The organism is Hyphococcus formosus, assembly GCF_046736345.1.
GTDB classification, from domain to species: Bacteria; Pseudomonadota; Alphaproteobacteria; order Caulobacterales; family Parvularculaceae; genus Hyphococcus; species Hyphococcus formosus.
In genome coordinates, this window is sequence record NZ_CP157210.1 from 2,151,378 (window position 1) to 2,175,063 (window position 23,686).

Consider the following 23,686-nt stretch of genomic DNA (forward strand, 5'->3'; position numbering starts at 1 on the left):
TATTCGGCTAAGACGCTGAGAGGCCGCGACGAATGATCGGCCCGATGGTATTTAACGGCTCCGCATTCATCATTGTAAAATGCGTGCATGACACATCATGCTCGGTCACATGACCGGTCGTATAGGCCGACCATGCGCCATTATGGTTCTCAACAACATCACGCAAGCCCGAATGGCGATCACCGGTTGCTCTGAATATTGTCAAATCGCTCTTGATTTTATGGGGTCGATAGCGACGCGCGATTTCAAATCCATTGACGATGACGGCCTGGAATTGTTGCCGCAACTTCTCGACGTCGAGACCTGCTCTCGAAATAATCGGTAGCGAAAAGACATCAAATTCCTGAAACAGAAATTCTGCCAAGGCATTCATATCCGCTGGCTTGTTCTTCATCGCCTCAGGGGCGTAATTCACAAAACGCAAGGCAATATCGATCAGGTCACCGGCAATCTGATCCGTAGCGGCGATCTGTTGCGCATAGGGAAAGGCGTCGAGCAAACCGACATAGCTGACTTCCTCGCCTTCCGCTTCCAGGCGCGCGGCAATGGCATGCGCTGCGAGACCGCCTAATGACCACCCTAAAAGCCGATAAGGCCCGTGCGGCTGAATTGCGCGGATCTCGTTCAGATAATCTTGCGCCATATCATCGACACTCTGTGGCTGGGGCGCAGCCGCATCCGCTAGTCGTCGCGCCTGCAAGCCATAGACAGGATCATGATCACTCAAATGACGCAATAATCCGCCATAAGACCAACTGACGCCAACAATCGAATGAATACAAAATAGCGGCGTGCCTTTTTCCGCGCGGCGCAATGGGAACACGACCCCAAACGGATCTTGCGGGGTTGCGCTGTCCATTCCCCGCGCGAGGTTGGCAATCGTCGGCGCGTCAAAAAGCGAAACGAGGGAAAGCTTCGTCGAAAATTGCGTTTCGATTTCGATCAATAATTGTACCGCCGTCAGGGAGTCCGCACCCAGATCAAAGAAATTGTCCTCAACCCCGACCTTCTCCAGCCCCAACATTTCCGCAAAGATATTTGTCAGCTTTTCTTCCGTGGGTGTACGCGGCGCGACATACCCTTTCAACGCTTTCGCATCCGTCGTCGGCAGTGCATGCCGGTTTATTTTGCCCGCCTGATTTAGCGGCAACGCATCAAGGATAAATATCGCAGCCGGGACCAAATGCGCAGGCAAAGTTTGCGAAACCGAATTTCGCAAGACCGCTTTATCTAACTGCGCGCCAGGCTTTTCCGCGATATACGCCGCAAGACGCTTACCGCCCTGAGGGCAAGACACAGCCCTGACATGCGCGGCGGCAACACCATCACAAGACAAAAACGCCGCCTCTACCTCGCCGGGTTCTATCCGAAACCCTCTGACTTTTAACTGGCTGTCGCGTCGCCCCAAAAATTCCAATGCTCCGTCATCACGCCATCGACCTAAATCACCGGTGCGATAAAGTCTTCGCCCATCAAGACCGGTGACGAATTTTTCAGCTGTTAACTGAGGCCTATTCAAATAGCCAAGACCTACCGCCGCGCCGGCGATACATATTTCGCCCGCAATACCTGCTGGCAACATCTGGAGCGCATCATCAAGAATATATATCTGTGTATTCGCGATGGGGCGTCCGATTGGGGGCGCGTCATAATTATCTTCATTAATCCGTTGCCAGATGGTCTGAACCGTCGCCTCGGTCGGTCCATAAAGATTGGTAACCTCTGCACCTAAATTATGAAGCGTCTTTGCAAGCCGGCTTGTCAGCACATCACCGCCAACCGCCGCCTTAAAGCCTTGCAATGGTGCTTCGCGTGTCGCAACCAACGCATCCCATAGAGGCGGCGTCGCAAGCATCATCGTTGCTTGCTCTTTGCGCATAAGCTCAGCCAGCGCGCTCGGGGCGCGTACTGTTTCTTGTGATGCGACGACTAACGATGCACCAGCAGACAGCGCCGCATGGATTTCAAGGATTGACGCATCGAATGCGGGGGACGCCACCGAAAGGACCCGATCGTCCGGCGATAATGAAAATTGTTCGATCGTCGTCGCGGCCATATTGATGAGGCCGCCATGGCTCAAAACTGCACCTTTCGGCACGCCGGTCGAGCCGGAAGTATAGATCACATAGGCTGGCCGGTCAGCCGCAATCGCTTCGTCGGTCGCATGATCTTCCCCATCACCCGGTTTGATGGACATTACGTCAAGGAAAGGCATGTCTTCGGGGATCGTCTCTTGAATTGATTGATCGCACCCTATGACCGCCCGCGCGCCAGAATCCTCGAGAACCTGACAAAGACGCGCTTTTGGATCAGCGGGATCGAGCGGCAAGAAGGCTGCGCCAACCTTGTTAACCGCCATCATCGCGCTCGGTAAAAATTCGCCGCGTGGTAACATCAGGGCCACAATGTCACCGATCCCTATATTCCGTGTTCGAAGCGCTTCGGCTATCGCATTCGCGCGGCGCAGAAGGATTTTATAGGTGATCAGATTTCCGTCATCGCGTATGGCAATTGCGTTAGGGTGTTCCTGCGCTCTGGCTTCGATTTGTTGAAAGACCGCGTGTTGCGAATTTTCGCGTGCAGGCCCTCGGCCCAAGGCGATTAACGTATCCCGTTCGGCCTCATCGAGCAGTTCGATTTCATCAAGATCGGAGTCGCTATTGGCCAGTACCGACCGCAATAAGCGCGCATATCGGTCTTTATGTTTTTGCAGATCATCATCCGAATAAAGCGAGGGGTTAGCATCGAAATCAACACGGACCCCTTGGGAAGTTCCCCGGTCATAGTGGAACAACACCATATCTTCGACTGACGAATTCGCGAGATTATGCGCGCTACAGGGCGCACCGCCAAACCGCAAATCATAGTCAAACGGCTCGATATTCACGGCAATCCGGGCGATGTGATCATGCTGCCCGGTCATTCCAAGATCGCGACGCATATCTTCAAACCGGTAGCGTTGATGGCGCAACGCATACCGAACTTCGCGGGCTGTTTCTTCAGCAACGGCTTTTAACGTTGTATTCGGCTTTATCTTTAACCGGAGCAATACGCCATTCGCTGCCATGCCCGGAACCGTTCGCGCAATCTTTGTTCGCGCGGAAACCGGCAAGCCGAAAACCAGATCGCGGCAGCCGGTGGTCTTGCTAATGAAGATCGCCGACAACGCAATCAGTAATTGCGGAACGGAACAGCTATAGGCTTTCGCAAGATCTCGCACCGCCGCCGTTTCGTCAGATGAAAAGGTGAACGAAACTCGCGCCAGCCCATTGGCGGTCGGCTGTCGCCCTTGCGCAAATGAAACCGGGTCAGGCGCATCCGATAGTCGCTCTAGCCAATAGGCGCGGTCTCTGTCAAACGCTTTTGATGCGCGATAGCTTGCGTCGCTCTCTGTCAAGACGCGCAGCGGATTAAAGGGGTTCGGGGGTGGCTCCTCCCCTTCGAGCAAGCAATTATAAATTTCCGCCATCCGCCGCACGATCAGCCCGCCGGCGAAACCATCAAGAATAATGTGATGCGCATTTTGGAGAATATAAAAACGATCAGGGGCAAGCTTGGCTAATGCTGTTGTCCATAAGGCATCGCGCTCCAAATCTAACGGGGCGCACACGATTTCCATCATCCAATCCCGTGCCGCCTGATCGGGGTCCGCCTTTTCACTAAAATCTTTATACGGAATTTGGCCGCGATAGATCGGCCTGACTTCCTGACGCGGGCCGTGCGCATCTTCGACGATATTGACGCGCATCGTTTCCGCTTCTTGCGTCAACTGCCGGATGGTTTTCTCGAATAGGTCAGGATCAATCGGACCGTGAACCTCTATCGCCTCAGCGATATTGAAAATCGATCCCATGCGCGCGATTTTTTCGCCAATCCAGATACCGCGCTGGGCGATTGATAATGGTAGTGGTGGGCTTGTCTGTGAACGTTCTTGTTGACGGCGATCCGCAGGCCTGTTCAGCGGCGACCCAAGCGCGTCAACTTGTGTCGGATCAGCCTTTTCGAAGCAACGAAGCCGGTCCGTAAGGGGATTCTTTGTCGTAAGAGAACGCTTGGTGCCGAGTGCCTTCGCTCCTCCCACCAGAATACGCTGCTTGTCCGCAGCCGGAAAGACCGGCGGCGTGATGCCTCTGTGGCCTCCCCCCACAACAACCCCCAATATGTAATCAGCTAGCCTATAATCGCAGCATACAAATTGTCGCCGGTCAAGGCGCGAGAGGGGTTATACGGTTGACTTTGCGACAATTGTTGCGCCCAGTCGTCAGTAAACTAATCAGTCCGGGATGGTTGGGCGATTAAACGACGTGGCACCGATAGTTTAACCGATCGTCGTTGCTATGTGTTTCCAAGAAAAACTTGCCCACGCTTATTTTAAAATCCCGCTTTAGAATAATGTGAAAGCGCCATTCGCGACGTTATGGGCGATGATAGGCATCACAATACTGCCGGTTTTCTCTCGCAACCACAGGAGCAAAACTGACGGCCCGCCGGTGATTGCAAAAAACGGCCAATCAAATGCAAAGCCGTCACTGCCGTAAGACAGGCCATGCGCCAATCCAAACAAGACACAAGTCAACAGCCCGCCATATCCGATCGGCGCACCTAATACCATCATCCGGTCACGGAAGGCTTCATTCATCGCAAGAAGAAGGACGCCGCGGTAAAACACTTCCTCATCAAAACCGGGCATGGTCCATTGAAACAATATTGTTTCGAAATCGTCGCGGCCGTCACTGCCCATCACTGCGAGCGAAAAGAAGAAGACAAAAAACAAGAGCAGCAAAAGCCAAGCCGTCCAAATATGAGGATTTTGGCGCAAGGTAATACCCGCACGTTTCAATCCGAAAACGGGTAACAAGGCCACCAACATCATCCCTGCCAATGACATGATTTTTCCGAGCCAGTTCCAATCAGCCTCGGGCGGGAAATTTGGGATCGCGAAATAAGCGCGCGTGAGAAGGAAATTATACAAAACGTAGAGCGATAACGCGCCAACAAACCATAAAGGCCGGAATGATCGCCGAAACACCACTGCCCCCATTAGCCCGAAAACCGCTATTATCAGTATCTGCCCAAGCGAGAGAATAAATTCGTGGTGCATATCATTGCCTGTTTTGGTTGAACGCTAATCCGAGGGAGTCTTTTCGGATATAGTCTTTAGGTATGCGATTATATCTGCGCGCGCCTGCGCATCACGCAAACGAAACCCCATCCGCGTGCCTGGTGCCATTTCTGTTGGGTTTTGCAACCAGCGATCCAATTGCGCGGCCTGCCAAGTGACATTGAGATCACGCAGCGCCTGCGAATAGGGAAAGCCCTCCACACTTGCTGATTTGCTACCGTAAACACTTTTGTGCATCGGGCCGATGCGGTTTTGATTAAGCGAATGACACGCCCCGCATCGCTGTTGATACAAGACTTCACCACGAGCAGAATCGCCTGTTTCCAATGCAGGCGTTTCTGCTCGTGCTCCGCTCAAGATTATTATTGCTATGATAGCCGTAGCCGCCGGCATCAATCTGGACATCGCTTCGCCTTTAACGACCTGCTTCCTCATCCAAAATACAAGGCATTCGCTGGGAGGCTCTTACCCAAAGCTCCAGTCAGCGCCGTCCAATGCATCGCTTCATCAGCAGCGAGCCGCGCAAAAAGATGACCATAGTCAGGATGATGTAGCGCCGGAATGACACCGAGATAGGCATTCGCCGCCCCCAGTTCCAAGCGCAGCGCCAGATTCAAAACATCCGTCTGGGACGTTAGCTTCTCGACCTCTAATGACTTGATGTATTCCGCTATTGGTTTCGCCTCAACGGGCTGACCACCTAATGTTTCGATCGCATTGATCAGCTCATCACGATGCCCCTTATGGTGCCCCTGAAAGAGCACGCCGACCTCGAGCACCGATGTCTCCAGCAGACCGCTCTCCGCAGCGATCTGGTATGCCGCTATTCCCTCATGTTCAAGCGACAACGCGGTGTTTATTAGCTGAACATCGGCTTCAGGATTGTTCATGCCTTTGTCGGCACTTGCGGCTTTGACGGAACCACCAGCCAACACACTCAACCCCGCGAGGCTTAATGTGGTCGCCGCACCCCGACGAAGGACGTCGCGTCTGTTGCGTGAATTATCTGATATAAATTTCTGATTCATTTTTCCTCCGTAATCCAATCATGGTATTGAGTTTTCTGCTTTTGTTTGCGCGCCCTTCACGCAAAATCAGCAAGCTTGCTCCGCCACCATCGCATAGGCGGAGTGATTGTGAATCGATTCAAAATTCTCCACTTCCACGACAAATCGGGCGATACGCTTATCTTGGCGCAATGCGACCGTTACGTCGCGCACAATGTCTTCCACAAATTTCGGGTTGTCATAAGCGCGTTCAGTGACATATTTCTCGTCTGGTCTTTTCAAAATTCCGTACACCTCACATGAGGCCGCCTCCTGCGCAATTGAAACCAGGGTCTCGATAGAAACGCTGCCGCGCAATGTTGCGGTGATTGATATGAGCGAACGTTGATTATGCGCGCCATATTCCGATATTTTTTTCGAACATGGGCAAAGGCTCGTCGCGGGAACAACGGTTGTGACCGAGAACGCAGGGCTGTTTTCGCCGTCAATTACGACACGCCAAACAACGTCCATATCCAAATTGCTTACAACATTCGAAACCGGTGCCACTTTTTGGATAAAGAAGGGAAATTTCACTTCTAACTCGCAAGACGCAGCGTCGAGACGACTTGCGACATCTCTCGCAAGGTCGATAAAATGGTCTTGCGTCATCGCCCCTGATATCCGCTCCAACTCCTCCAGAAAGCGAGACATATGCGTGCCTTTTTTCTCAGCGGGGAGAGAGACCGACATCGAAAACTCACCCACAGTGGCAACGTCACCCTGTTCGGATAAAATTGTGACGGGATAGCGAAGGCGCTTGACGCCAACCTTGTCTATCGCGACGTTTCGGTTGTCGTTCATATGTTGGATATCAGGCAAGTTTACAGGGGTGATGCCGTTGCTTGAATAATAGTTCACTGTGCTTTGTGTCCTTCTTAACTGTTCGTCAGTGCAATGAGTACGGAGGCAACGATACGATCACATCGCGCCCCATCAAATTGATGAACACTTGGCGCTATATCTTCGAATGCGTCGCCAATATTCGTACGCAACTTTGCCTTTGCGCGATGAAGTCTTGTTTTGACGGTTTGTTCGTTTATCGAAAGGATCGTCGCTATTTCTTTCACCGAGCGACCGTCGACTTTTGCCAAGACAAATACCGTCCGAAATTCAAGCGGAAGCATATCTATTGCCTCTTGGAGCAGTGATCTTAATTGCGTAATTTGCATTTGAAATTCTGGACTGGGTTCTTCAGACTCAACGCCTTCGATGAACGCTGGATGCGGGTCGTCTCCTTCGTTTTTGGGGGAAGCGAAATCTTCGAAGAAGACGACCCGCCCTCGCCGACGTAACCGTCTGTACGCGGTATTAATTGCGATTCTAGATAGCCATGTCGACAATTCGCTGTCAGCACGAAACGACTCTAGTTTTTGAAACGCGCGCAAGTAGGTTTCTTGAACAACATCCTCCGCGTCATCGGCGTCCTTTAATATACTACGGGCCAAGCGATAAAGGCGCTGGTTATGACGCCTCATAATGAGCTCAAAAGCCGTCGCATCATTTTGCGCCAACACCTGCTGCACGAGCTGGTTGTCTGTTCGGCTCTCTAGGTCCGAAGCCGTCGGTTTATCCCGCACAACAAGTGTTTTCTTGATCATCGCCATGACCTTTAGATCACGCAGCAACTGAAAAGTTCCCGATCGCCGAAATGAAATTCATGCGGCCTGATTTTAGGCTGCATCAAACCGTGCATCCGGGTTTCATTGGGTAGTGTTGTGGAGAATGGCTTGTTTGAAAAATCAAAAAGCGCGCTATCACATAATTGTTACAACGGCGTGGCGCGCCCCGTTTTCACAATTGTCATTCGTATTTCCGGACGCTGATACACCCGTGAAAGCGGTTATCCCACTTCACCCTTTGGCGGATCGAGAGCAGGCAAAACGAAAAAAGATGATTAAGCTCCGCCTCGCCCCAAACTGTTGCAGCGAGCGGGCGACGTAATGAAGCCAATTTAGCCGCCTAAATATCCTTGAATAAATAGATGTCGGCGTCGTCAACGATACGTATGGTGTTCGGATCGACTTCGCCGTCAATCTTACAGTTCGTATCAAGCCGATTGGGAATAAGAATACTCAGGTCTTTTAACCCGTCCCATACGAACACTTGTTCCCACGCGCCGTGGGTTGCGCCGCCAACACCAAATCGTCCGTCGCTTAGTCTGAATTGGGTGGCGTAACTTGCCTCCACTTCCTCTAGGTCCCGCATACGCCGCATGAGGTCACTATTGTCTAAGGATTTCCCTTGATTCGGCTGGTACCGGCGAGGCACCACATCTTTTCCGCTTAGGCCGTTGTAGGGTCCGCAGCGATTTTGCGGCGCATCAGGGTCGGTTTTTAAATAAATCGTGACATTAAATCCGGATACGGATTGCCCCTCAATATAATTCAGCCAATCGTCGGCGGTAAAGGATTCGCCATTTCGGGACGTAACCGCCGAATAGCCATGCTCATCTGTTAGAACAGGAGTGGTAAATTCGGCCAATCGCTCACCGGTTTCAATATCCCAAAGGAACACCTGAAAATCCCGCGCCCAGGTAATCAGGCGTCTGTCATCAATTAGCTTTGCACCACGCGGAGAGCCCATGTGCAGCCCGTGAAGGGTTGAGCGCTTTTTGCCCGTTCGCGCATTCCAAAGCGCCATCGGAAACGGATTTGCGTTTTGCCGCCATCCGGCCGCCACGAAATCAGGGTGGTAGGATTTCCAGATAATATCGTAGCCGAGCAAAAGACTATCGCTAAGCATAAAGATGCCGCTGAGGTTCCCGCTATCTTCAAGGGGAAGCACGTCTTCGCCACTGATAATTCCGGCAGGAACATCATCGCCAAACGCATACAAAAAGTTGCCGAACTGGTCGTGTTTCGAAAAATCCATTTTTTCTCACTCGAATAATTTGATGACCAGCCCAAAAATTGAAAGTGCGTTGACGAAACCCGATACACGCTTGCCACCACTAAGTGAAGTTGGAGGGCATAAGTCAATCTGCGACCACCGCATCATGCCCATCCTTTATGAAGGTTTTGATCTGGCGAGCGGCGCAATGAGCAACAGGGCACGAGCGGTAAACAACTCGGAACGTACAAAGATATTTTCGCCCCCCGGGGCACCGCAGACAAATGACGCTGAAATTCACGCTGACGAGGCGGTACACTGGAATACGCTAATTGCCATTTTCCCTGCCAGCCGCGCCAACCACAGCGAAGCCTATAGCGCGAACGGAATATGCACGAACCAAGTTGAAAGCTACTTTTCACGCCTTCGCCGCGTGATCGCAGGTCAGCACCCGCAACATCATGACAGCGACTGACACCCGTCAGTGAAAAGGGTATTGGCAGAACGGTAGTTCGATGTAAATATTACATAATGGATAGAATTGATTGGAAAGAGTTCTGTAATCTTGGCCACAATAGTTACGTCGCTGTCGGATTTCTTGACTCTATAGCATTTGGGCCAGAAAACTCCTATTCGCACCGCGTGCTATTGCACCATAATGTTGCGTTTAAAGCGATCACAAAACACGATTTAACTTTCGAGTGCTTTAATGTTTTAGAGCTCGCACTACTTCGTGGGCGGATAGTCCGGAATCACGCGCGCAAAAATGGGATAGATGTTTACTACCTAAACCGCTCAGGTCGGGCCGGTTGGTATCAAGTCTCGCTTAAAAAAGCTAATCAAGTCCCTGAAATATGGGTTTCAACCTTCTACAAGCAACGCAATTCCGAAGTTAAAAGAAGAACGAAAAAGGGCATTCTTGTACGAGGAGAAATCGAGGGGCGCCCCAGTGTTCCGGAGCGCCCCGAGATAGTGGGGTAGGGACTCCAACTTCCCCTACATAGCGATCCGCCTTTACAGCGTCCTACGGCATGGAGATTCACCGCGTCACCCACGAATCAAATACTAACACAAAAAAAAAATAAAGTGTAAATATTGGTTAACTTAATGCTGCGGCGAGATGACTCACTATTGATCCTTCGTAGGATTTAAATTTCTCATCATATCACAACGCGATAGTGAGCATTCGCCTTATTCTAACAATCCGCCACACCCCAATAGCTTCATTACCTATTCGCTCGACAACGCCTTTAAGACGCTGTCGGTCTAGGGAGCGGGATATTTTCAGCCGCAATTCCCGATTAAACCTCTTGTCGGTTTTCTCCCAGCCCTTTTTATCGCAAAAAACCTTGCTCCCATCGACGTCACGGGTGCCGCTTCTCGTCTGGATGATAGCCCAAGTGGTACAACGCGCGTCGATGTGGCTTACGGTTGTGCGTAGGTCCTAGGCAATGTCTTCACGGTCACGAAGGCGGGAGGCGACATTCCGACGCTCATTAATCCGGCTTTTGACGACTATTTCCACAAACAGGAAATTAGGATTCTCAGGCGCTTAGTTCCATGATATTTTTGGTGGGTTTGCTACATAAAATCGAGAATGGATCAGCTGGCGGACAGAGAGGGATTCGAACCCTCGAGACGGTTACCCGCCTACACGCGTTCCAGGCGTGCGCCTTCAACCACTCGGCCACCTGTCCGTCGGAGCGGCGGACTATAGCCACGCAAGCCGCTGGCGCAAGGTCAAATCGTTGATTTTTGACGGAACCGGCACCGATCCTCAACTGGCTGAAATTCTTTGCGATTGCGGTTTGCAGGCGGGGCAAAGGCGGGTTATTCTGGCTTTGGTAAGGTTGCGTTAACCGTTCGAGGGGGCTTTATGGCTGCGTTTCGTTTAATCGCTTGGATTTTTGTGGCGATTGCCATTGCATTATTGGGCGCTGATGGGGTCGCTTCGCTGGAAGCAGGCGAGCCAGTGATGCGTAGCACCGAATATGTCGTCGGGCTGATCGGCATCAATGGCGAGGCTTTGGCCGCGAATTCGCCCGCCGGTGTCAGTCAGGCGATCAGCACGATTATGGGACTGCCGCTTTGGGGCGTTCTCGGCATTATCGGTGTCGTGCTGACCTTGATCTTCCGCCCGATGGACTAATCAAAAATTGTCGTTCGGTGCCGCCCCGTCCGCCTGATCAGGCGGACGAAGCATGATGGGCTGCGCTATGCTCGCGCGCGCGCTGGCGCTCTAGCTTGTTGCGATAGCGGGTCTGGACCGCAGAGACGACGACCATGACGAAAATCACGAAGTAAAAGCTGGTCTTTGACATCGCCGTTACTTCGAAATCAAACAGCTTCATATGCGCAAGGTGCCCGCCCTCGGTCAGGAGCAAAACCCCGACGATAAACAGAATAAACAGGCCGATAACCTCGAACATTCGGTTCTTTTTCAGGAAGTCGGAAACCTGATCGGCGAGCATGATCATCATCACGCCACTGATGATGATTGCCGTTGCGATCACCCAGATCACATGGGTTAGCGCAATCGCGGAAAGCAGCGAGTCGAACGAGAAGATCAAATTCATAAAAACAATTGTCGCAATTACAACCGGTACGGATTTTTTGCGATCTCCATCAACGCTTTCGATATGTTCAACCGCGAGAAGATGCATGATCTCTTTGGTGGCGGTGTACATGATAAAACCGCCCCCAAATAGCGAAACAATCGCATGGAAGGTAAAGGATGCTTCGAAAAACCCCGGGAGCTTCATCGCGAATAAGGGATGTGTCAGCGCATTGATGAGGCTTAATAGGATAAACATCAAAACCAGACGAAAGACGATGGCGAGCAAGATCCCGGTCCGGCGCACAAATTTTTGCCGATGCTCTGGCGTTCGGCTGGCCTCGATTGAAATATATAAGAGATTATCGAACCCTAACACCGCCTGAAGCAATATCAGCATCAGCAATGTGAATATATTCTCAATCGAAAAAACCGCTTCCATGATCGGCTCCCCTTTTATTGCAATTCGTCAATGGGCCATGTTTCGGCGTAGGCACGCAAGCCCACTTTGGCATTGGCTGTGCCAACCCTTGCGGCGAGCCGCCGTTCCATTGCGACAAGGCGAAATCGGAAAATTGGTCTTTCGACGGAGTGATTTTTTGCTGCGACGAGCAGCGACCAAGGCACCTAGGCAAAGAACCTCTTCGGTATTAATTCCATGACGCAAGAACAAACGGAGAGAAACCCATGGCCCGCATCCTGGCAATCGTCACAACAGTGAGCGTACTCGCTGCTGCGGTTTACCCGGCGTTATACGCCTACACTTCCCTTGCTTAAACCGTAACGGCCGAAGGCGTCGCCGCCCCCTGTCGGCACCCCAAGCACCCAGACAGTCAGGCGACGCCTTCATTCCAACGCTTTACGAATGCCTCATAATCCGCTGGCGTATCAATGCCCGGTGCTGCATTCGGCACAAGCGCAATCGCAATTGCCTGCCCCATCTCAAGAATGCGTAATTGCTCAAGCCGCTCAATTTTTTCCAACGCGCCGGCGGGCGCATTCGCAAATGCCTTCAGGCTTTGTTTGGAAAAGGCGTAAATCCCCACATGCAAGAAATAATCAGTGGGCGTTTTAATGTTACCCTGCTCGTCGCGCGGACACGGATAAAGATAACGCGTGAAATAGCGCGCCCAATAGGTGTTTGTCCCGATATCCGCGCCCAATATCGCCTTCACCGCAGAAGGATCATCCGGTGAGCCCGGCCCATGGTCTGCGCCTTGCGCAAAGCGGCACGCCAATGTCGATGCAAACGCATCCGAACTGGCATGAAGGTTTATCAATCGATCAATATAATCGGGCTCAACCTCCGGCTCATCCCCTTGCAGGTTGATGATGATATCCGCATCAAGATTTTCAGCGGCTTCGGCGACACGGCCACTGCCGGTTTCATGATCCGCCCGGGTCATGATTACTTCGCCGCCAAACCCTTTGACGCAATCGAAAATGCGCTGATCGTCTGTTGCGACAACAACCCGGTCAGCATTGATGACCGATTGGGCGCGCTCATAAACATGACGGATCAAAGGCTTGCCCGTCCGGTCAAGTAGCGGCTTTCCGGGCAGGCGCGTAGAGCCATATCGCGCAGGAATGACAATTGCGGTTTTCACGATGCTCGAACCTTAGAATATGCGACGACACAGAGATAACCGAATAAAAAGCCGCAAAATGCACCCAATCCATTCGCCACAGCATCAGCGATTTCGGGCGAGCGCACCCCGCCTAATCCTTGTAAGCCTTCGAGCAGCACGCCGTAGAGCGGCAGGAGTATCAAGATCATCCACCGCCGCGCAAAGAGTTCAATTTGCGCCCAATAGGCACTGGTCCCCAATGCGCCATAGGCCAAAAAATGCGCAATTTTATCCGCAAACGCCGCATTCCCAAAAAGCGCGCTCGCCAATAGGCGCGTAAACGCAAAGCCTGCTTCGGTATCGTCAGGATTGGGCGTTAATGTCAGGAAAGTTACGACAATAAACAGGCACACGAATAAGACCCGCGCCCATCGACGCGCTGTCATCATGCGGCATTTCCCTGACGCTTGCCGACCTGTTGCTCCCAATCAATTGCTGTCTTTACGATAAAATCGATATCATCATAGCGGGGGCGCCAATCGAGAACCGTTCGGATTGCCGCATTGTCGGCGATTAACTGCGGCGGGTCGCCCGCCCGGCGTGGCGCAATTTCATAATCCATCGCTTCGCCGGTTACGCGCCTGAAGGCGTCAACGACCTCGAAAACGGATTGCCCCTGTCCGTAACCGCAATTGAGCGTGATTGAGCTTCCCTGATTGCGCAACCGTTCAAGCGCGGCCAAATGGGCCTGGGCAAGATCGCTTACATGGACATAATCCCGGATCGCGGTTCCGTCCGGGGTCGGATAATCATTGCCATAGATTTTGAGCTTTTCCTGACGTAGGCCAAGCGCAATTTGTGCGGCCGCTTTGATCAGATGTGTGGGCTTGCCGATTTCACCGGCGCGGCCTTTTGGATCAGCACCCGCGACATTGAAATAACGCAGCGTCACATAGGACATGTCATGGGCCGTCGCCGCATCTTGCAAGATGCGCTCGCTCATGGACATTGACGCGCCATAGGGCGAAATCGACCGTATCGGTGCCTGTTCCGAAACCGGTACACGCTCGGGCGTGCCATAAACCGACGCGGTCGATGAAAAAATAAATCGCTTAATCCCCGCAGCAACACACGCCTTTAACAGCGTCATCGTGTTGGCGGTATTGTTCTGGTAATAATCGAGCGGGTGCCGCAGGGATTCGGATACCAGAATGGACCCGGCGAAATGGATCACTTCGCCAATATTATGATCCCGGAAAACCTTTGCCAACGCGGCTTCATCCCCCACATCGGCTTCGACAAAGGGAATACCATCAGGCGTTAACCATCGCGCGCCGGTTGAGAGATTATCAAGTGCAACGGCGCTTTCACCGGCGTCTTTCAACGCCAAAAGCATGTGGGCACCGATATAACCAGCCCCGCCCGTCACCAGAACACTCATTGAACAACCTTCCGATCTTTTAATCCTAGGGATTCATTGTCACTTCCCTTATAGCCTGTTCATATGACTGTTTGTACTGCCTCTCGAAGAAACTCTTAAGTCAGGCCGCTATGCTGGGAAAAATTTTCAAGCGCGAAAAAAGCAATGCCGCCATACCGGAAGGCAAGCGTGTTTACGCAATTGGCGACATTCACGGATGCGCAGAAATGCTGACGTCCCTGCTTGATACAATTGCCGACGATATTGACGATCTCGCAAATGCAACCTTGGTCTTTTTAGGAGATTATATCGACCGCGGGCCAGATAGTCGCGCGGTGATCGACCGGTTGCTTGAATTAAAGACAAGCAATGTTGAGACCTATTTTCTGAAGGGCAATCACGAAGCGAGCATGCTCGACTTTCTTGATGCGCCAGAAGATTTAGCGCACTGGCTCGACTGGGGCGGGGATGAAACGCTTGAAAGTTACGGGATCGACCCGGTTGCGAAAACGCCCGATGCCATCGCGGCTGAGTTCATTGAGCAAATGCCCGCCGAACATCTGCGCTTTTATCGGGCGCTCGATCTTTACCATGTTGAAGGCGACTATTTATTCGTCCATGCGGGCGTGCGCCCGGGTGTTCCCCTAAAGGAACAAGACCCGATGGATTTGATGTGGATCAGAAAGCGATTTCATAACGCGGCCGCATCAGAACGCCCCGAACATGTGGTGGTTCACGGCCACCACCCGGAAGACAAACCCATCGATGCGGGTTGGCGGATCGCTATTGATACAGGCGCTTGTTACGGCGGCATGTTAACCGCCGTGGCGCTCGAAGGAACCACACGACGGTTTTTGACGATTGATGCAAATTAGCCGTTTACGACCTTAACATGATCGGGATTGTCTGAGATCAAACGTGGCCCACCGGCTGCGGCAAGGATAGTCCGCAAGGTTTGCGTGCCCGCCGGGCTATCACCATTATTGATCACTTTGCCATACTCAGAAGAGAAGTTCATCGCCGTTACAATATGCGGTGTAGGCGATACGAAAATCAGTTGCGCCCCGAGCATCACGGCCTCGCGCCATGTTTCCATGATCTCGCGCTTATACCGCGATGGCGCAATCAGGTAATCCGGCTCTGACGCGCGGCATTCCTGTTCGGAGATCACCCGCGGTCCTTTTTCGCCTAGGGTATCGCACTCTCTTGCCACATTCGTATCGACGGCGGCCGTAATTGTTTTTGCGGAAGATCCGACCCAACGCATAAAGCTTTGCGTTTGCGCATCCGCGCCCAGGATATGAACGCACTCGCCGCGATTGGCGATGTCGTCGAGCATCTCGACCATATCAAGGCGGACTTCATTCGCCCGTTGTTCAAAAGATTGATAGGGCTGAACCGCACGCATGGCTAATGCGTTTTCCTCGTCCCACAGACGGGCTAAACGCTCATACCACGGATCAAAATCATATTGGTCATAGGTATCATGAGTTGCAAAAAGCCGGATTGAACCGCCTTCTTTTGACGTCAGCGACCCTTTGAATACTTTCAGCCCCGCTTCGCGCAGAAGACATTCAAGCACAGACAGCGAATATATTGCTCGCACATTTGAATGGAGCGTCTCGACGCAATTGCGGGTCAAAATCACCGGCGCATAAAGCGTTTCCAGCGCGAACACGCCATCGTCAGCGAGCAATGATTTAATCCGCTTCAACGTTGCGCGCGGATCATTCAGGTGTTCGAAAAATGAAACGGCGGTGATGATGTCGAATTTCTTGTCGCCAAAAGCCGCGTCTATTTCTTGCGACGGGAATGGTGCTTTTCCGGTCCATGCCCACTCGCCGATCTCTTCGATATGATCGGAGGTGTCAATGCCGTATCGATCAACCCAACGGGGATAGAAAGACAACAGCGTCCCGTCATTGCAGCCAAGATCCAGCGCCGCGCAGTCGCGGCCCGAGATCAATTCAAGCGCTTCGGTTGCGACTGAACGAAGATGATCGCGGTTCGACGCATGGCGCCCCGAGGGCGTGTGTTCTGCACATTCATCCGCATGAGCCGCCTGAAGCAAACCACATGCGCGCGCATCGCGCGATGGGTCGCAAAGAACATAATCAGATGAGACGGCGCGTTTGCGCAAAATTGTTTTTGATGCGCCACCCACTGACATCGAAAATGCCGGTGTCAGGGCTTTTGATCCGCATGCGCGGCATTGCGTTATTGCTTTCACGGAATGCGCTGCCTTTCTTGAACAGGTTATTACCCGCAGAGCGTCGCAGCACACCGTAAACAGACTGTAAAATTAGCGAAAAAGCCTTTTAATTTTATATACTTAGACAGGTTTCGGTTACACAGTTGAACAAAGTATTAAGGCGCGGCTGCGAATTGCTGGCCGCGCCCATAACCGGGTTTAGAATATCGCAAGATATATCAACGAAATGCCAGTGATCAGCAATGTGAGCATCGTTCCGACCGTGCCCAACATCCGGCCCTGTGACCAGACGCCCATACCAAGGCCAGCAAGATGAGAAAGCCTCGCCAAAAAGAACAACGCACCCAACGTATGAATTAACGCAATCGGAGCATTCAACAGTGCGAGCAACACAAGGCCGCCGAGAGCCGCTGGCGCATATTCAATGTAATTTCCCTGCGTCCGAATGGCCTTCAGCATCGCCGGGTTATCACCATCACCGAGATTGACCTGATTTTTCATCCTGGCCATACCAACGCGGCCACTCAAGACAATAAGTAACAACGCATTCAAACCGACCCACAACGCAGCAGCTTCTAGTAACGACATTAGAGCGCACTCCTTTTTTTGACTGCTATTGGTTTAGGCGCTTAATCGTCCAATCAGACGGCGCATGAATTTTGTACCCTCGCGCACTTGCTCAAGGGTGATGAATTCATTTGCCTGATGTGCCTGATCAATCGATCCCGGCCCGCAAATAACGACAGATAATCCGGCTTCCTGAAACTGCCCGGCTTCTGCCGCATAGCCAACGACGTCAGTGCTGTTATGTCCTGTGATCGCTTTGGCTATATCTGCCGCCATATTATCTGCCTGCGGTGCAAGCGACGGCGCATTGGTCATTTGTTCGATTTCTACGCGGCAGCCCGATGCTTTGGTTCGCATCTCGGCTTCGACACCGCGCGCATATTCGGTGAACTCTTCGATGATGTCTTCGCGGGAATCGCCCGGTACAACGCGCATATCCCATTCAAAATAGGCTTCACCGGCCATGATATTAAGTTGCGTCCCGCCATGAACGACATTGACTGTCATGGTAGAATAGGGCGGATCAAACGGTGAATTTTCATCTGCGCGTGCGGCCCTGACGGCGCGCATTTCCGCAACTTTATTGATGAGCTTGGCCGCAGCCTCCACCGCAGAAACGCCGCGATCTGTCTGACTGGAATGGGTCGTGTAACCGGTGACTTTTACGCGGAAAGACGCAATCCCTTTGTGACCATCGATCACTTTCATACTGGTCGGCTCGCCGACGATCACAGCATCGGGTTTTGGTAATTTCTCAACGATCTCTGAAATCATACGCGGCGCACCGAGGCATCCGATCTCTTCGTCATAAGAGAGCGCAAAAATAATTGGGCGTTTGAGATTGGCCGACAACATCTCAGGCACCAATGACAAACCAATCGCGGAAAATGTTTTCATATCCGCAACGCCCCGGCCATAAAGCCGGTCGTCTTTTTCGATCACCTGAAAAGGATCGCTATCCCAATCTTGTCCGGCGACGGGTACAACATCCGTATGCCCGGATAAGACAACCCCGCCCGGCACCTTTGGCCCGACCAGCGCATAAAGATTTGCTTTCGTGCCGTCGTCATTTGCAACACGAAACGTCTCAACGCCGTGATCATGAAGATAGGCTTCGACGTCTTCGATCAAGGCGAGATTCGATACCGACGACGTTGTGTCGAAGGCAACAAGGCGGGAGATCCAGTCTAATTGGTCTTTAATGTCATTCATGCGGATGACACTGCGCAGGAAACCGCCGCAAGGCAAGATGTCATGCGGTAGCACGCGAATTTTCACATGAATTTGATGAGGTATATCGCGGGATTAGCGGCTTTGGGCATTGGCGGCCCGCTTGCCAGGCCAAGCCTTAAACGGTGTGGATACCCCGACACAAAAGGCCGGGGCATCAACAACACACAACAGTAATTAAGCGGCTTTCCGGCGCTTAATCGTTCTGCGTTTTGCGACAGTTTTCTTGGCTGTCTTTTTCGCAGCAGTCTTTTTAGCAGTGGTTTTTTTCGCTGTTTTTTTCGCCGCTTTTTTAGCAGCAGGTTTTCTGACGACTTTAAGTTTCGTCTTCGCCGCAGTTTTACGCTTAGCAGGAGCCTTACGTTTCGCAGGCGCTTTTTTCGCAGTTGTTTTCTTTGCAGTGGTTTTTTTCGCTGCGGTCTTTTTAGCGGCCGTTTTTCTTGTCGCTTTTTTCGCCGCAGGTTTTGCTTTGGCTTTTACCGCTTTCTTTTTCGCTGCTGGCTTCGCTTTCGCGTTTACAGCTTTTTTCTTCGCGGCTGGTTTGGCTTTTGCCGTCTTCCGTTTTGCGGCGGTCTTCGCCGTCTTTTTCTTTGCTTTCAACATTGAGATAGTCCCCGTAAAACGCTGACCAAACGTCAGCACAATTTCCCCATATCTTGATGCGTGTAAACGAACAATAAAAAAACACAAAATTTCTTGACACGAAAATGGCTCATCTCACTACGGATTGTCCGCATCCGCATCGCGCACAAACAACAAAAAACCCTCGCGACATGATCGCGAGGGTTCAAAATTTCGATTGTCGAAATCGGTTTTATTTTACCGAGATCAATTCAACCTCGAATACGAGTGCTTCATTCGGACCAATTGGCCCGCCGGGTGTTCCCATTTCGCCATAGGCGAGCGCAGGCGGAATAAAGAAGCGATATTTGTCGCCTTCATTCATCAATTGAACCCCTTCGGTCCAGCCGGGAATGACGCGGTTAAGCGGAAATTCGATTGTTTCGCCGCGTGCATAAGACGAGTCAAACTCGGTGCCGTTGAGCAATGTGCCTTGGTAATGTACTTCAACCGTATCGGCTGCTTCAGGGCTTTTGCCGTCTTTATTGCCTTCGGTGATAACTTGATATTGCAAACCAGAGTCGGTTGTTTGCACGCCGTCTTTTTTGGCGTTCTCTTCGAGAAACTGTTTTGCGATTTCGAGATTACGTTCTGGGTTATGCACTTTAATTAGCTCCACATCAAAAATTAGTGCTTCATTTGGACCAATTGGTCCGCCGGGTGTTCCGTTTTCGCCATAGGCGAGCGCAGGCGGAATAAAGAACCTGTACCGGTCACCCTCGCTCATGAGTTGAACCCCTTCCGTCCAACCGGGGATGACCTGATTAAGTGGGAATTGCGCAGCCGCACCGCGCGCCCGAGACGAGTCAAACTCAGTGCCGTCTTTCAGCGTGCCCACATAATGAACAACAACGAGGTCTGTTGATACGGGCGAATGGCCATCCTCGGGCCCTTCTTCGAGAACCATAAATTGAAGCCCGCTGTCGGTAACATTTACATCGTCACGCGCTGCATTCTCCGCCAGGAATTCCTCTGCCGCGGCAAGGTTCTCTGCTGCAAGCTTTGCGTGATCCGCTTTTCGCTCAGCATCGGTCTTTGCTTCATCGGCAAGTTCAATCGCGTTATCGATGGACTCTGCGTTGTCATCTGACTTACCGCACGAAGCGATCGTCAACGCCGCCGCACCCGCGGCGATCAACCAAACCTTGCTCACACAGCTACTCCTTTTATTGAGTGTGATATTCAATTTGCGCGCACCCTAGCCTAATGCTGGCGATCAAGAAAACCGTCGGGCGCAATCTTACGTACCGATGGCGTTAAATCTCGGTCATTTATGCGGATAATCGCACATAGACATAAAGGCCATAAATCCCGGCCCAAACCGCCGCCAGCCCATAAGGGACCAGCCGCGCAAGCCCCAATCGGCGGGCGACCGCAACGCCGATGGCCGTCAATCCAATCGCCAGCATGAACCGCGCAAGCCGCGCACCAAACGCTGCGAGGGCAAAAAACACCGGATTGATCGCTAAATTGCCCGCTTCCACCGCATAGATTTTAAAAGGCGCGCCAGTAAGCGCCCCCATGAACAAGTTTATGGGCCAATGATCCGTGCGCATCTCGGCCGCGACACGCACAAGAAGATCATCAGCGATTAGCGGAACGCTGCGGACCAGTCCTAGAGCGGCTTCAACGTCTTGCGCGCCCCACCAATACATGACCAGACCGCCGATCACTGCGCCAATTGCGCTGACGCCCGCCAACCGAATGCCGCGCATAAACCCCAACATGACAATTGAGGCCGTCAACAATAGATCGGGCACGATGAAAAACACCGTCGCTTCAGCAAAGCCCCACGCAAAGGCCGCAATGAACCACCAGCGCATTACTCCCATGACGGAACATGCCCCTTGGCGGCGAGATCATTCATCTGCGCTTCGAGCATTGCCATGAGATCTGTGGTCGAACCGGGCCAATGCATGGCGGGACCGGCGATCACATCACAATTGAACGGAACAAAGAGCCAGCTCCCCTTCGGCAGGGCTTTGCCAAGCCCGTGCATAAAGACGGGATAGATCGGCACTTCGGGGCGCGATTTAGAAAGATACGCAACGCCGCGTTTGAACTGTGACCGTTTTTCCGGCTCGCCGCGCGACCCTTCGGGGAAGAGAATGACGATCTCGTCTCGATCAAGGCTTGCCTCAAGGTCCGCCAGCGGATTTTTCTTAACCCCGCCCCGTTCAAGCGGAATGATCCGGATGATATTGTGCGAAAACCATTCAAGCCATTTGTTTGAGAGAAAATAATCCGCCGCTGCGGCTGGCCGCAAACGATAAAGATCACGAAGCGGGAACAGCGCCATCAATGTCAGCGTATCAAGATGTGAATTATGGTTGGCGGCGATGATTGCCGGCCCCTTTTTCGGAAGATGTTCGCGGCCACGCACATTCATGCCGAGGATAACCAAAAGAACCGGCCGCACGATCAGCGCGAAAAAAAGGATTTGTAAAAAGCGGCTCATCAGATGCGCCCACTAAAAACGAAATAATGCATGGCGTGATAAAAAACCGGTGCGGCATAGGTAAGACTATCGACACGGTCCAAGATACCGCCATGACCGGGTATTAAGCCGCCCGAATCTTTAACGCCCAAATCGCGCTTAAACGCGGAGATCGTGACGTCGCCCAAAAACCCGGCGATTGCGATCATACCGCCCGAAAGGGCCGCATAGTAAAATGGCATCGGCGTTAAAAACGGACCGGCAATCGCGGCCATGAACATGGTCGATAGAAAACCGCCGATAAATCCTTCCCATGTTTTGTTGGGGCTGACACGGGGCACAATTTTGTTTCCGCCAAAAAGCTTGCCCCACGTAAATTGCGCAACATCGTTGAATTGTGTGAGCGCCACCAAAAACAATAACAGCCCCGCGCCCCCTGCGGGTCCGGCTTCCGGCCCCGCCGCAAGCAACATTGCCGTATGGCTGAGCGCAAAAACGGTGATCATCATGCCCCAGCTCAATGTGCCCACGGCGCGCAAAAAACCTTCGGTCTTGCCCACCAATGTCATGACCATCGGGAAGAAAAGGAACATCCAGACCGGAATGAAAACGAGAAACAGCCCGTAACTGTTGAGATGCGCAAAGATGAATTGCACCGGGATCGCGAGATAGGCGAAAAACAGAATGATCCGATCAACGGGCCGCGTTGGAATAAGCGAGATATATTCCTTGAACGCCAGATAGGTCATAAAGCCAAGGAATAGCGTCGAGACAATTCGGTTTGTCACAATCGCAATCGTGAAAATGGTGATCATAAACCACCATGACGTCACGCGCCGCGAAAGCTCGGTCGTAGCGTCACTCGGTGATCGCCACCTTAGAACCGCAACAATGATACTGGCCGCGATCAACAGACCATAAATGACACCAAGGGCCCAAACCACATTTTGCGATAATGCTTCAGGCATGACCGGACTCCTGTGTGCGGACATCGCGCAATGCATTGCGGCTGCGGTTGATGATGGTTGCAAAACTCAGCGCCATGGCGAACGCCAATAAGACAGTGCTCCACTGCCCGGGCGCGACCTTGAGCGCCAACACAAAGGAAAGCGCACCAAAGAAAAACGCACGATCACTTTTGCCAAAAGGTCCATCATAACGCCGCACCGAGCCGATCTGTGCACCGATGATTCCGGCCATCTCTGCCGCCGTGCCGAATAGAACAATCAATACGATCAGGCCCGGCTCTAGCCCCGCTAACAATGCAAAAGGAAGATACAAAGCCGCATCGGAAAGAACATCCGTCAGTTCATTCAATAGCGCGCCAAGGCGCGTTTCCTGACCATGTTCGCGCGCCAGCATGCCATCAATGGCGTTCAGCGCCATGCGCAAAAACAAAATGACCGGCAATGCGAACAACACCCACCGCGCACCATGGGTCGCAATATTCGCAGCACCATGGGCAAAGCTAAGGGCAAACGCAAAAAGCGTCACCTGATTGGCGGTGATCCCACGTCGCGCCGCGAGGCGAACCAAAGGCCGCAACAGATTTTGGAATTTTGGTTTGAGATCGTAAATGCTCGCCAAGTGGGTGCCCCATTTTTGCTGGCACCCTATTTAGGCCTGTTTGGCCATTAAAACGACCTTAATTAAGCGCGAAAGCCCCCACGGACCGAAGTTCAGAAGCGGTAATCAGCTTTTGGCTGGCTAGGCGCACCGAATGAAGCGGGCCTTCCAGCTCTCGCGTCCAGAAATCGAGAAACTTCTTCAACACCGGAAATTGCGGCGCAATGTCATAGTCCTGCCAGATATAGGTTTGCAGCAATTCCGGGTGGTCGGGCATATGGTAAAAAATCTCCGCCGTTGCGAGGCGATACCCTGCGAGTTGTTTTTCAAATGCTGAATCTGTGCTCATCTTTTTACTCCTGAAGTGATTTCAGGCCTATACTGAACATTGATCCGGACAGAATTTTCAATCTTGACAAGACCCCTTGGTTTAATTTTTTACGTTTAAAAACAACATACTAGCAGCATGCGCGGTTGGCTGCTGACAGACCCTTGTCAAAAACTGCGCAGG

General features: G+C 52.1%; 23 protein-coding genes, 1 tRNA gene and 1 pseudogene. 4 read left to right on the forward strand and 21 right to left on the reverse strand.

Annotated elements, in window-relative coordinates:
* Positions 1–7: 7 nt before the first annotated feature.
* The 7 genes from ABFZ83_RS09830 to ABFZ83_RS09860 all read right to left on the reverse strand — a co-directional run bounded on the left by ABFZ83_RS09830 (position 8) and on the right by ABFZ83_RS09860 (position 9,042).
* Positions 8–4,147 carry an amino acid adenylation domain-containing protein gene (locus tag ABFZ83_RS09830; RefSeq protein ID WP_411816378.1) on the reverse strand — a complete coding sequence of 1,380 codons (4,140 nt, stop codon included), beginning with the start codon at positions 4,145–4,147 and terminating at the stop codon, positions 8–10.
* Between the two features lie 237 nt (positions 4,148–4,384).
* Positions 4,385–5,101, reverse strand: a complete 717-nt coding sequence (locus tag ABFZ83_RS09835) for a CPBP family intramembrane glutamic endopeptidase, BDIM_20840 family (RefSeq protein WP_411816379.1) — start codon at positions 5,099–5,101, stop codon at positions 4,385–4,387.
* Positions 5,102–5,125: 24 nt separating this feature from the next.
* Complete coding sequence (locus ABFZ83_RS09840; protein ID WP_411816380.1) at positions 5,126–5,479, reverse strand: c-type cytochrome; 354 nt, start codon at positions 5,477–5,479, stop codon at positions 5,126–5,128.
* A gap of 74 nt (positions 5,480–5,553) precedes the next feature.
* Positions 5,554–6,150 (reverse strand): ferritin-like domain-containing protein, encoded by a 597-nt coding sequence (locus tag ABFZ83_RS09845; RefSeq protein WP_411816381.1) that lies wholly within the window; start codon positions 6,148–6,150, stop codon positions 5,554–5,556.
* A 66-nt stretch (positions 6,151–6,216) separates the two neighbouring features.
* Entirely contained in the window at positions 6,217–7,005 is a 789-nt protein-coding gene (gene folE2, locus ABFZ83_RS09850) for a GTP cyclohydrolase FolE2 (protein ID WP_411818822.1), read from the reverse strand.
* 41 nt (positions 7,006–7,046) lie between these two features.
* Complete coding sequence (locus ABFZ83_RS09855) at positions 7,047–7,769, reverse strand: RNA polymerase sigma factor (RefSeq protein WP_411816382.1); 723 nt, start codon at positions 7,767–7,769, stop codon at positions 7,047–7,049.
* A 361-nt stretch (positions 7,770–8,130) separates the two neighbouring features.
* Positions 8,131–9,042 carry a hypothetical protein gene (locus tag ABFZ83_RS09860; RefSeq protein WP_411816383.1) on the reverse strand — a complete coding sequence of 304 codons (912 nt, stop codon included), beginning with the start codon at positions 9,040–9,042 and terminating at the stop codon, positions 8,131–8,133.
* 247 nt (positions 9,043–9,289) lie between these two features.
* Between ABFZ83_RS09860 and ABFZ83_RS09865 the strand changes: the two are divergent.
* Positions 9,290–9,451: pseudogene (locus ABFZ83_RS09865) on the forward strand (transposase); the annotation flags it as partial.
* A 1,156-nt stretch (positions 9,452–10,607) separates the two neighbouring features.
* Here the strand turns inward: ABFZ83_RS09865 and ABFZ83_RS09870 are convergent.
* A tRNA-Ser gene (locus ABFZ83_RS09870) sits at positions 10,608–10,697 on the reverse strand.
* Positions 10,698–10,876: 179 nt separating this feature from the next.
* On the opposite strand from ABFZ83_RS09870, the gene ABFZ83_RS09875 reads away from it, so the two are divergent.
* Entirely contained in the window at positions 10,877–11,149 is a 273-nt protein-coding gene (locus ABFZ83_RS09875) for a hypothetical protein (protein ID WP_411816384.1), read from the forward strand.
* A gap of 37 nt (positions 11,150–11,186) precedes the next feature.
* Here ABFZ83_RS09875 and ABFZ83_RS09880 read toward each other — a convergent pair whose 3' ends face one another.
* The 4 genes from ABFZ83_RS09880 to galE form a co-directional block, all read right to left on the reverse strand.
* The gene (locus ABFZ83_RS09880; RefSeq protein WP_411816385.1) at positions 11,187–11,996 is read right to left on the reverse strand and encodes a TerC family protein; all 810 of its coding nucleotides are present in this window, start codon (positions 11,994–11,996) and stop codon (positions 11,187–11,189) included.
* A 391-nt stretch (positions 11,997–12,387) separates the two neighbouring features.
* On the reverse strand, positions 12,388–13,161 hold the full coding sequence (gene kdsB, locus ABFZ83_RS09885; protein WP_411816386.1) for a 3-deoxy-manno-octulosonate cytidylyltransferase: 774 nt from the start codon (positions 13,159–13,161) through the stop codon (positions 12,388–12,390).
* A complete protein-coding gene (locus ABFZ83_RS09890; protein ID WP_411816387.1) occupies positions 13,158–13,571 on the reverse strand; it encodes a VanZ family protein in 414 nt (137 codons plus the stop codon). Before ABFZ83_RS09890 ends, kdsB begins: the two co-directional genes overlap by 4 nt.
* The gene (gene galE, locus ABFZ83_RS09895) at positions 13,568–14,563 is read right to left on the reverse strand and encodes a UDP-glucose 4-epimerase GalE (RefSeq protein WP_411816388.1); all 996 of its coding nucleotides are present in this window, start codon (positions 14,561–14,563) and stop codon (positions 13,568–13,570) included. The genes ABFZ83_RS09890 and galE overlap by 4 nt, the downstream gene beginning before the upstream one ends.
* A 110-nt stretch (positions 14,564–14,673) precedes the next feature.
* On the opposite strand from galE, the gene ABFZ83_RS09900 reads away from it, so the two are divergent.
* Positions 14,674–15,417, forward strand: coding sequence for a metallophosphoesterase family protein (locus ABFZ83_RS09900; RefSeq protein WP_411816389.1), 744 nt, complete (start codon positions 14,674–14,676; stop codon positions 15,415–15,417).
* On the opposite strand, the gene ABFZ83_RS09905 is transcribed toward ABFZ83_RS09900, so the two are convergent.
* From ABFZ83_RS09905 to argE, 3 genes are all read right to left on the reverse strand, one after another.
* On the reverse strand, positions 15,414–16,772 hold the full coding sequence (locus ABFZ83_RS09905) for a class I SAM-dependent methyltransferase (protein ID WP_411816390.1): 1,359 nt from the start codon (positions 16,770–16,772) through the stop codon (positions 15,414–15,416). The genes ABFZ83_RS09900 and ABFZ83_RS09905 overlap by 4 nt on opposite strands.
* Positions 16,773–16,952: 180 nt before the next feature.
* Complete coding sequence (locus ABFZ83_RS09910) at positions 16,953–17,342, reverse strand: MAPEG family protein (protein ID WP_411816391.1); 390 nt, start codon at positions 17,340–17,342, stop codon at positions 16,953–16,955.
* Positions 17,343–17,375: 33 nt separating this feature from the next.
* A complete protein-coding gene (gene argE / locus ABFZ83_RS09915; RefSeq protein ID WP_411816392.1) occupies positions 17,376–18,533 on the reverse strand; it encodes an acetylornithine deacetylase in 1,158 nt (385 codons plus the stop codon).
* Between the two features lie 244 nt (positions 18,534–18,777).
* On the opposite strand from argE, the gene ABFZ83_RS09920 reads away from it, so the two are divergent.
* Positions 18,778–19,179 (forward strand): hypothetical protein, encoded by a 402-nt coding sequence (locus ABFZ83_RS09920; protein ID WP_411816393.1) that lies wholly within the window; start codon positions 18,778–18,780, stop codon positions 19,177–19,179.
* 186 nt (positions 19,180–19,365) lie between these two features.
* On the opposite strand, the gene ABFZ83_RS09925 is transcribed toward ABFZ83_RS09920, so the two are convergent.
* From ABFZ83_RS09925 to ABFZ83_RS09950, 6 genes are all read right to left on the reverse strand, one after another.
* Complete coding sequence (locus ABFZ83_RS09925; RefSeq protein ID WP_411816394.1) at positions 19,366–20,325, reverse strand: FKBP-type peptidyl-prolyl cis-trans isomerase; 960 nt, start codon at positions 20,323–20,325, stop codon at positions 19,366–19,368.
* A 118-nt stretch (positions 20,326–20,443) separates the two neighbouring features.
* Positions 20,444–20,995: a hypothetical protein gene (locus tag ABFZ83_RS09930; protein WP_411816395.1), complete on the reverse strand. Its 552-nt coding sequence runs from the start codon at positions 20,993–20,995 to the stop codon at positions 20,444–20,446.
* Positions 20,995–21,630 (reverse strand): lysophospholipid acyltransferase family protein, encoded by a 636-nt coding sequence (locus ABFZ83_RS09935; protein WP_411816396.1) that lies wholly within the window; start codon positions 21,628–21,630, stop codon positions 20,995–20,997. The genes ABFZ83_RS09930 and ABFZ83_RS09935 overlap by 1 nt, the downstream gene beginning before the upstream one ends.
* Positions 21,630–22,577: a phosphatidate cytidylyltransferase gene (locus ABFZ83_RS09940; RefSeq protein WP_411816397.1), complete on the reverse strand. Its 948-nt coding sequence runs from the start codon at positions 22,575–22,577 to the stop codon at positions 21,630–21,632. Before ABFZ83_RS09940 ends, ABFZ83_RS09935 begins: the two co-directional genes overlap by 1 nt.
* The gene (locus ABFZ83_RS09945; RefSeq protein WP_411816398.1) at positions 22,570–23,196 is read right to left on the reverse strand and encodes a CDP-alcohol phosphatidyltransferase family protein; all 627 of its coding nucleotides are present in this window, start codon (positions 23,194–23,196) and stop codon (positions 22,570–22,572) included. The genes ABFZ83_RS09940 and ABFZ83_RS09945 overlap by 8 nt, the downstream gene beginning before the upstream one ends.
* 58 nt (positions 23,197–23,254) lie before the next feature.
* Positions 23,255–23,524, reverse strand: coding sequence for an usg protein (locus tag ABFZ83_RS09950; RefSeq protein ID WP_411816399.1), 270 nt, complete (start codon positions 23,522–23,524; stop codon positions 23,255–23,257).
* Positions 23,525–23,686 lie beyond the last annotated feature (162 nt).

Excerpts from the sequence above, each read along its gene's own strand:
- ABFZ83_RS09930 (WP_411816395.1), bottom strand. The coding sequence starts at position 20,995 with ATGCGCTGGTGGTTCATTGCGGCCTTTGCGTGGGGCTTTGCTGAAGCG.
- ABFZ83_RS09935 (WP_411816396.1), bottom strand. The coding sequence starts at position 21,630 with ATGAGCCGCTTTTTACAAATCCTTTTTTTCGCGCTGATCGTGCGGCCG.
- ABFZ83_RS09910 (WP_411816391.1), bottom strand. The coding sequence starts at position 17,342 with ATGTCGTTACTAGAAGCTGCTGCGTTGTGGGTCGGTTTGAATGCGTTG.
- galE (WP_411816388.1), bottom strand. The coding sequence starts at position 14,563 with ATGAGTGTTCTGGTGACGGGCGGGGCTGGTTATATCGGTGCCCACATG.
- ABFZ83_RS09860 (WP_411816383.1), bottom strand. The coding sequence starts at position 9,042 with ATGGATTTTTCGAAACACGACCAGTTCGGCAACTTTTTGTATGCGTTT.
- ABFZ83_RS09835 (WP_411816379.1), bottom strand. The coding sequence starts at position 5,101 with ATGCACCACGAATTTATTCTCTCGCTTGGGCAGATACTGATAATAGCG.
- ABFZ83_RS09890 (WP_411816387.1), bottom strand. The coding sequence starts at position 13,571 with ATGATGACAGCGCGTCGATGGGCGCGGGTCTTATTCGTGTGCCTGTTT.
- ABFZ83_RS09880 (WP_411816385.1), bottom strand. The coding sequence starts at position 11,996 with ATGGAAGCGGTTTTTTCGATTGAGAATATATTCACATTGCTGATGCTG.
- ABFZ83_RS09875 (WP_411816384.1), top strand. The coding sequence starts at position 10,877 with ATGGCTGCGTTTCGTTTAATCGCTTGGATTTTTGTGGCGATTGCCATT.
- ABFZ83_RS09900 (WP_411816389.1), top strand. The coding sequence starts at position 14,674 with ATGCTGGGAAAAATTTTCAAGCGCGAAAAAAGCAATGCCGCCATACCG.
- ABFZ83_RS09855 (WP_411816382.1), bottom strand. The coding sequence starts at position 7,769 with ATGATCAAGAAAACACTTGTTGTGCGGGATAAACCGACGGCTTCGGAC.
- ABFZ83_RS09940 (WP_411816397.1), bottom strand. The coding sequence starts at position 22,577 with ATGCCTGAAGCATTATCGCAAAATGTGGTTTGGGCCCTTGGTGTCATT.
- ABFZ83_RS09845 (WP_411816381.1), bottom strand. The coding sequence starts at position 6,150 with ATGAATCAGAAATTTATATCAGATAATTCACGCAACAGACGCGACGTC.
- ABFZ83_RS09950 (WP_411816399.1), bottom strand. The coding sequence starts at position 23,524 with ATGAGCACAGATTCAGCATTTGAAAAACAACTCGCAGGGTATCGCCTC.
- argE (WP_411816392.1), bottom strand. The coding sequence starts at position 18,533 with ATGAATGACATTAAAGACCAATTAGACTGGATCTCCCGCCTTGTTGCC.